This is a genomic window from Achromobacter sp. (assembly GCF_036567245.1).
In the GTDB taxonomy this organism is placed as follows: domain Bacteria; phylum Pseudomonadota; class Gammaproteobacteria; order Burkholderiales; family Burkholderiaceae_B; genus Achromobacter.
In genome coordinates this window covers 1-7,462 of the sequence record NZ_DATCUY010000281.1, presented here as the reverse complement: position 1 = coordinate 7,462, position 7,462 = coordinate 1, and the positions used below count along the sequence as shown (strand labels likewise).

7 protein-coding genes and 2 pseudogenes are annotated in these 7,462 nt (G+C 66.4%); 5 read left to right on the top strand and 4 right to left on the bottom strand.

Going from position 1 to position 7,462, the window contains the following annotated elements:
- From VIR09_RS12515 to VIR09_RS12495, 5 genes and pseudogenes are all read left to right on the top strand, one after another.
- A pseudogene (locus tag VIR09_RS12515) lies at positions 1 to 115 on the top strand (cobalamin-binding protein); the annotation flags it as partial.
- Between the two features lie 153 nt (positions 116 to 268).
- The gene (locus VIR09_RS12510) at positions 269 to 1,072 is read left to right on the top strand and encodes a thiazole synthase (RefSeq protein WP_332013162.1); all 804 of its coding nucleotides are present in this window, start codon (positions 269 to 271) and stop codon (positions 1,070 to 1,072) included.
- Positions 1,069 to 1,911 carry a bifunctional hydroxymethylpyrimidine kinase/phosphomethylpyrimidine kinase gene (thiD, locus tag VIR09_RS12505; RefSeq protein ID WP_332013161.1) on the top strand — a complete coding sequence of 281 codons (843 nt, stop codon included), beginning with the start codon at positions 1,069 to 1,071 and terminating at the stop codon, positions 1,909 to 1,911. The genes VIR09_RS12510 and thiD overlap by 4 nt, the downstream gene beginning before the upstream one ends.
- Positions 1,912 to 2,012: 101 nt before the next feature.
- The gene (locus VIR09_RS12500; RefSeq protein WP_332013160.1) at positions 2,013 to 2,693 is read left to right on the top strand and encodes a protein-L-isoaspartate O-methyltransferase; all 681 of its coding nucleotides are present in this window, start codon (positions 2,013 to 2,015) and stop codon (positions 2,691 to 2,693) included.
- Between the two features lie 79 nt (positions 2,694 to 2,772).
- The gene (locus tag VIR09_RS12495) at positions 2,773 to 4,104 is read left to right on the top strand and encodes a TolC family outer membrane protein (RefSeq protein ID WP_332013159.1); all 1,332 of its coding nucleotides are present in this window, start codon (positions 2,773 to 2,775) and stop codon (positions 4,102 to 4,104) included.
- Between the two features lie 21 nt (positions 4,105 to 4,125).
- On the opposite strand, the gene rfaE2 is transcribed toward VIR09_RS12495, so the two are convergent.
- The 4 genes and pseudogenes from rfaE2 to VIR09_RS12475 form a co-directional block, all read right to left on the bottom strand.
- A complete protein-coding gene (gene rfaE2, locus VIR09_RS12490; protein WP_332013158.1) occupies positions 4,126 to 4,614 on the bottom strand; it encodes a D-glycero-beta-D-manno-heptose 1-phosphate adenylyltransferase in 489 nt (162 codons plus the stop codon).
- Positions 4,615 to 4,636: 22 nt separating this feature from the next.
- Positions 4,637 to 5,515, bottom strand: a complete 879-nt coding sequence (locus VIR09_RS12485; protein WP_332013157.1) for a ferritin-like domain-containing protein — start codon at positions 5,513 to 5,515, stop codon at positions 4,637 to 4,639.
- Positions 5,516 to 5,698: 183 nt separating this feature from the next.
- On the bottom strand, positions 5,699 to 7,252 hold the full coding sequence (ubiB, locus tag VIR09_RS12480; RefSeq protein WP_013391254.1) for a ubiquinone biosynthesis regulatory protein kinase UbiB: 1,554 nt from the start codon (positions 7,250 to 7,252) through the stop codon (positions 5,699 to 5,701).
- A 3-nt stretch (positions 7,253 to 7,255) separates the two neighbouring features.
- Positions 7,256 to 7,462: pseudogene (locus tag VIR09_RS12475) on the bottom strand (hypothetical protein); the annotation flags it as partial.

Genomic DNA, 7,462 nt, shown 5'->3' with positions numbered 1-7,462 from the left:
CGCCGCGCGGCTGGGCCGCGTTTACGGCGTCGACGCCGACGCCCTGTACCGCCCGGGTCCGCGCCTGATCGACGCCGCCGAGGCAATCTGCGCCGACCTGGACCGGCTGCGCTGATCCGCATCCGCGCATGCCGCAATCTGCAAATAGTGGAACGCCGCATTTCACCGAACGGATCTGCCGTACAACGTCGTGCTTTATCATTCGAGCAACGAATCGCCAGCCCCCGCGGGCCTCGCATCGTGCGCACCCGCCCTTTGAACCTCCGCCATGACCACTCAAGACACTCTCACCATCGCCGGCCGCGCCTACTCGTCGCGCCTGCTCGTCGGCACCGGCAAGTACAAGGACTTTGAACAGACCCGCGCGGCGCTGGATGCCAGCGGCACCGAAATCGTCACCGTCGCCATCCGCCGCACCAATATCGGCCAGAACCCCGGCGAACCGAACCTGCTGGACTACGTCCCGCCGTCGAAGTTCACGCTGCTGCCCAATACCGCCGGCTGCTACAGCGCCGACGAGGCCGTGCGCACGCTGCGCCTGGCGCGCGAACTGCTGGACGGCCATGACCTGGTGAAGCTGGAAGTGCTGGGCGACCCGCAGACCCTGTTCCCCAACATGCCCGAAACCCTGAAGGCCACCAAGACGCTGGTGGACGAGGGCTTCAAGGTCATGGTGTATTGCACCGACGATCCCATCCAGTGCCGCATACTGGAAGACCTGGGCGCAGTGGCCGTGATGCCGCTGGCCTCGCTGATCGGCTCGGGCATGGGCATCCTGAACCCCTGGAACCTGCGCCTCATCATCGACCAGGCCCGCGTGCCCATCGTGGTGGACGCCGGCGTGGGCACCGCCTCGGACGCGGCCATCGCCATGGAACTGGGCTGCGACGCCGTCCTGATGAACACCGCCATCGCCGGCGCGCGCGACCCCATCCTGATGGCCAGCGCCATGAAGAAGGGCGTGGAAGCCGGCCGCGAGGCCTTCCTGGCCGGCCGCATGCCCAAGAAGCTGTACAGCGGCGCCCCCAGCTCGCCCACCGAAGGGCTGATTACCGCCGGCGCCCCCAAATGAGCAGCCGCCAGCAGGCCGCCAGCGGCCGTCCCATCCCCAACGCGCTGACCATCGCCGGCGTCGACCCGTCCGGCGGCGCCGGCATCCTGGCCGACGTCAAGGCCATGAGCGCGCTGGGCGCCTACGGCTGCGCGGTGATCGCCGCGCTGACCGCGCAGAACACCCAGGGCGTCACCGGCATTTCCGCCGTCCCGCCCGCTTTCGTCGGCCAGCAGATCGACACCCTGTTCGCGGACGTGCGCATCGACGCGGTCAAGATCGGCATGCTGGGCCAGCAGCCGGTGATCCAGGTGGTGGCCGAAAAGCTCGCCAAATGGGCCCCGGCCCACGTGGTGCTGGACCCGGTCATGGTGGCCAAGAGCGGCGACCTGCTGCTGGAGCGCGACGCCGTGGGCGCCATGCGCGAGGCCTTGCTGCCCCAGTCCACCTTGCTGACGCCCAACCTGCCCGAGGCCGGTGTGCTGCTGGAAGAGCGCCCGGTGGAAACCGTCAAGGAAATGCGGCGCGTGGCCGAACGCCTGCGCAACAAGCTGGCGCACTCGGGCGAACGCTGGGTGCTGGTCAAGGGCGGCCACCTGCCCGGCAACGAGACCATCGACCTGCTGCACGACGGCGACCGCATGATCGAATTGCCCGGCCACCGCATTGAAACCGTCAACACCCACGGCACCGGCTGCACCCTGTCGGCGGCGCTGGCCGCGCTGCTGCCGCAAACCGGGGACGTGCCGGAGGCCGCGCGCCGCGCCAAGGCCTATCTGACGGAAGCCATCCGCCACGCCGAGCGCCTGTCGGTGGGTTCCGGCCACGGCCCCGTGCACCACTTCCACGCCTGGTGGTAGGCGCGGGCAGCGCCTGAAACATCTGTCGGCGGGGCGCGGCGTCACAGGACGCTACGAATCGGTACAATGGTCTGTTGATTCCTCTGTTTTTTCTGACCGTCATGAACGCTTCGACCCTGCCCGACGTAGAACAAGCCCGCTTCAACATGGTGGAACAGCAGATCCGCCCCTGGGACGTGCTGGACGCCAACGTGCTGCAAGCGCTGTTCGATGTGCGCCGCGAACAATTCGTTCCGCCGGCCCTGCGCGCGCTGGCGTTTTCCGACCTGGAACTGCCGCTTGAGATCAACGCGGTCAACACCCGCCAGAATATGCTGGCGCCCAAGGTGGAAGCCCGCCTGGCGCAAGAACTGCTGCTGACCAAGGCCGACTGCGTGCTGGAAATCGGCACCGGCTCGGGCTACCAGGCCGCGCTGCTGGGCTACCTGGCCCAACAGGTCACCTCGGTCGAGATCGACAGCCGCCTGGTGACGTTCGCGCAGCAGAACCTGCAGATGAACAACGTCACCAACGTCAAGGTCGAAACCGGCGACGCCCGCAACGGCTGGGGCTCCACCGAATATGACGCCATCCTCGTCACGGGTTCCGTGCCGACCGTCCCCGACGCGCTGAAGTACCAGCTGCGCGTGGGCGGCCGCCTGGTCGTGATCGTGGGCCAGGCCCCCGTCATGACCGCCTGTCGCATCACCCGCACCACTGCGGCCAGCTTCGAAACCGTGAATCTGTTCGAAACCGTCATCAAGCCGCTGCGCGGCGTCGCGGTCTCGCAATTCAAGTTCTGATCCCCAACCCCGCAGCCGGGCGCCTGCCCCTCTGACAGGGCAGCGGCGCCCCGGGCGACCCGGCGTATCGTTGATCATCATGCGTGTCCGATTGCTAACGGCTTTACTGGTTTTTACCTGCGCCGCAAGCGTCGGCCCATCGCTTGTCCGCGCGCAGAACCTGATCCAGATCTGGCAATCGGCGCTGGGCAATGACCCGATCTACGCCGCCGCGCGCGCTAATTACCGCGCCGGCCTGGAAAAAGAACCCCAGGCCCGCTCCCTGCTCCTGCCCCTGATCTCCGCCGAGGCGGGCGGCGCCTACCAGGAAACCCGCAGCACCCGCGGCCTGGGCGTGGCCTACAGCGGCGGCCGCGGCGTCTGGGACCTGTCCCTGACCCAGCCCCTGTTCGACTGGGGCCGCTGGCAAAACTTCGAACAATCCAAGCTGATCGTCGCCGATGTCGAAGTGCAGCTGCAGCAGGCCTACCAGGACCTGCTGCTGCGCGTGGCCGACGCCTATTTCAACGTGCTCTATGCCCAGGACGCGCTGACCGCCACCGAAGCCGAAAAGGCCGCCGTGGCCGGGCAGCTGGAGTCCGCCAAGCGCAACTTTGAACTCGGCAACGCCACCATCACCGACACCTACGAGGCGCAGTCGCGCTACGACCTGGTGGTGGCGCAGGAACTGCGCCTGCAGAACGACCTGGACGTGCGCCGCGACGAGCTGGCCAAGATCATAGGTACCGCGCCGGGCGCGCTGGCAGAATTGCCCTACGGCGTGCAACTGCCGGCGCCGCAGCCGGCCCGCGTGGCCGACTGGAGCAACCAGGCCGAGGCCTCCAGCCTGGACGTGCTGCGCGCGCAGCTCTTGACCCGCATCGCCGGCCGCGAGATCCAGATCGCCAAGAGCGGCCATTACCCCACCCTGAACCTGCGCGCCAGCAGCGGCAGCGCCAGCGACGCCGTCATGCGCAACGCCGCCCCGGGCAAGCCCATCGACAGCACGATCGGGGTGGTGCTTTCGATTCCGCTGTACTCCGGCGGCGGCGTCTCGTCGCAAGTGACCGAAAAGGTCCAGCTGGAGCAAAAGGCTCGCCACGACTACGAGGCGGCGCGCCGCCAGGCCGTCCAGTCCGCCCGCCAGTACTACAGCGGCGTGACCAGCGGGCTGGCCCGTATTCAGGCGCTGGAGGCTGGCGAAAAATCCAGCCGCGCCGCGGTCGAGGCCAACCGCACCGGCTATGAGGTCGGCGTGCGCATCAACCTGGACGTGCTCAACGCCCAGCAGCAGCTTTACGCCACCCAGCGCGACCTGGCCCTGGCGCGCTACAGCACCGTGCTCACCAGCCTGCGCCTGAAGGCCACCAGCGGCATCCTGGCCGAAACGGACCTGGAAGCGATCAACCGCTTGCTGCGCCAACCGCGCTGACCCCGCTGCGGGGTCCTGTGGTTACTTGTTCTGGATTTTCTTCACGAGCGCCGTGGTCGAGCGCTCGAACTCGAACGGAATCGCCACCGCACGGCCGCCCCAGGACTTGACCAGGGCGGTCTCGGGCAGCTTTTCCATGTCGTAGTCGCCGCCCTTGACGATCAGGTCAGGCTTGAGCTGGCCGATCAGGGCCTCGGGCGTGTCTTCATGGAAGGACGTGACCACGGTCACGAAGCCCAGCGCGGCCAGCAAGGCGGCGCGGTCTTCCATGCGGTTCAGCGGACGCTCGGCGCCCTTGCCCAGGCGGCGCACCGACTCGTCGGTGTTGACCGCCACCACCAGGGTCGCGCCCAGTTGGGCGGCCTGGTCGAGGTAGGTCGCGTGGCCCCGGTGCAGGATGTCGAAGACGCCGTTGGTGAACACCAGCGGCCGCGGCAAGCGGCCGGCAGCGACGGCGGCGACGCATTCGTCGCGGGACAGGACCTTGGATTCGAAACGGGCGGCAGGCATGCGGCGATTGTATCGCCCCGCCTCAGGCGCCGCCCAGGATGATCTGCTTTTCCTTCGGCACGATCAGGGCCGTCATTTCCTTGCGGTAGCGGTTCAGGTCCTTCACCGTTTCGAAGCTGCGGTCCATCAGTTTGGACAGGATGTGCAGGATGCGGGTGGCGACCTTCTGCTCCCACACGCCGTCGAAACGGATCTGCGTGTCCAGCCAGTGCTCCAGCCAGCCCGGTTCCGGCAGGCGCGACTGCACCGTGTCGTTGGGGAACAGGTCCTTGTTGACGTGCAGGTTGGTCGGATGCAGGGCCTGCTGCGTGCGGCCGGCGGAGGCCATCAGCACGCCGATCTTGGAGAATGCCAGGCGGGCCTGCTCGCTGGTGTCCTGGCCGCGGTCGTGCAAGGCGCGGCGCATGTATTGCAGGTAGGCGCCAGCATGGCGAGCCTCGTCCTGGGCCACGGTCTTGTAGATGGCCTTGATGACCGGCTCCGTGTGCCATTCTGCGGCACGGCGGTACCAATGGTTCAGGCGGATCTCGCCGCAGAAGTGCAGCATCAGGGTTTCAAGTTCGGGCGCGGCGTCGAACTCGAAGCGCACGTTGTGCAATTCTTCTTCGGTGGGCACCAGATCCGGGCAGAAACGGCGCAGGTATTCGATCAGCACCAGCGAATGCTTCTGCTCTTCAAAGAACCACACCGACATGAACGCGCAGAAATCGCTGTCGCCGCGATTGTCGCGCAGGAACATTTCGGTGGCCGGCAAGGCTGCCCATTCCGTGATGGCGTTCATCTTGATCGTGTGGGCCTGCTCGTCCGAGAGCTTGCTGCGATCGAAATCCCCCCAGGGAATGTCATGCGCCATGTTCCAGCGCACAGCTTCCATGGTCTTGAAGAGTTCAGGATAAAGCATGGTCTGCCCTTGTATTCGTCCCGCTAGTGGGGCTATAGATTTGGAAATTAATGAATGGCGCGCCTTGCCGGCGAGGGCGCTGCATTCATCCACCGCAGCGCTATTTTTCGCCGTGTACCGCGAAGCTATGATGACCGTTTCATGAATGAAACATGACAGATGTCGTCTAGATCATCGCGCCGCCTATCGGGTCAAGGCCCATAACGCGACCCCGATGGCGACTGCCGCCACCCCAACCAGCGCTGCAACCAGCCGGTTGTTCTGTTCCTGCGCCCGCCGCAACTGGATCATCTCGGCCAGCAAGGCAGGCGAGACATTCGGACGGCTCAGGTGGTCATGGACCAGCCTGGGCAAAGCGGGCAGCATTTGCGACCACTGCGCGGCTTCTTTTTCCAGGCTCTGCCGCAGCCCCTTGAATCCGACACGCTGACGCATCCAGCGTTCCAGATAGGGCTTGGCGGTCTTCCAGAGATCCAGGTTGGGATCGAGCTGGCGGCCCAATCCCTCGACGTTCAGCAAGGTCTTCTGCAACAGGACCAGCTGCGGCTGGATCTCCACATTGAACCGGCGCGAGGTCTGGAACAATCGCAGCAGCACCTGCCCCAGCGATATCTCCGACAACGGCCGGTCAAAGTAAGGTTCGCAGACGGCGCGCACGGCGCCCTCCAGCTCTTCTTCGCGCGTATCGGGCGGCACCCAGCCCGACTCGATGTGCAGCTGCGCCACACGGCGGTAGTCGCGGTGGAAGAAGGCCAGGAAGTTCTGCGCCAGGTAATTCTTGTCGAACTCGGACAGCGAGCCGACGATGCCGAAGTCCAGGGCGATGTAGCTGCCCAGCGTGTCCGGGCGGTCCGACACGTAGATGTTGCCGGGGTGCATATCGGCGTGGAAGAAGCCGTCGGTGAAGACCTGCGTGAAGAAGATCTCCACGCCGGTGCGCGCCAGTGTCGGAATGTCGATGCCGGCCTGGCGCATGCGCTCCACCTGGCCCACCGGCATGCCGTACATGCGCTGCATGGTGAACACGGTGGATGCCGTGTATTCCCAGATCACCTCGGGCACGATCAGCATGTCGCCGCGGCCCGACTCGGGGCCGAAGTTGCGGCGCAGCTGGCTGCAATTGGAGGCTTCGCGCACCAGGTCCAGCTCGTCGTGCAAGTACTTGTCGAACTCCGCCACCACTTCGCGCGGCTTCAGCCGCCGGCCGTCGGCGCCCAGGCGCTCGATGATGCGGGCCACCACTTTCAACAGCGACAGGTCTTTCTCGATGATGCTGAGCATGCCCGGGCGCAGCACCTTGACCGCGACCTCGCGGCCGTCGTGCAGCACCGCGAAGTGCACCTGGGCGATCGAGGCCGAGGCCACCGGGTCCACTTCGAACTGGGCGAACAGCTTCTCGGGCGGCGCGCCCAGCGCGGTTTCGATGCAGGCGGCCGCCTGCGCCGAAGGGAACGGCGGCACGCGGTCCTGCAGCAAGGCCAGCTCATCGGCGATGTCGGCGGGAATCAGGTCGCGCCGGGTGGACAGCACCTGCCCGAATTTCACGAAGATCGGACCCAGCGATTCCAGCGCCAGGCGCAGCCGCAATCCGCGCGGCTTGCGCGGACGCGTGCCCAGACGGATGACGCGCAAAAGGCAGGTAGCCAGCGGATGGTTCAGGCTGGAGAGCACCAGCTCATCCAGGCCATAGCGCAGCGAAACCAGAATGATGCGAAAGAGGCGCAGCAAGGGAAACATGTATCAGGCGCCCCGCTTTGCGCTGGCGGATGCCAGACGGGTTTGCAGCGCGGCGGCCGAGCGGGCCAGCGCGTCGGCGCGGGCATTCAGTTCGGCCAGGTCCAGGCGCCATTGCTCCAGCGCGGGGCGGCTTGCCAGCATGCCGCTTTCCTCGGACAGGTATTCAGACACGTTCTCGGCCAGGCGCAGGCCGGCCGTGCGCGCGCCGCC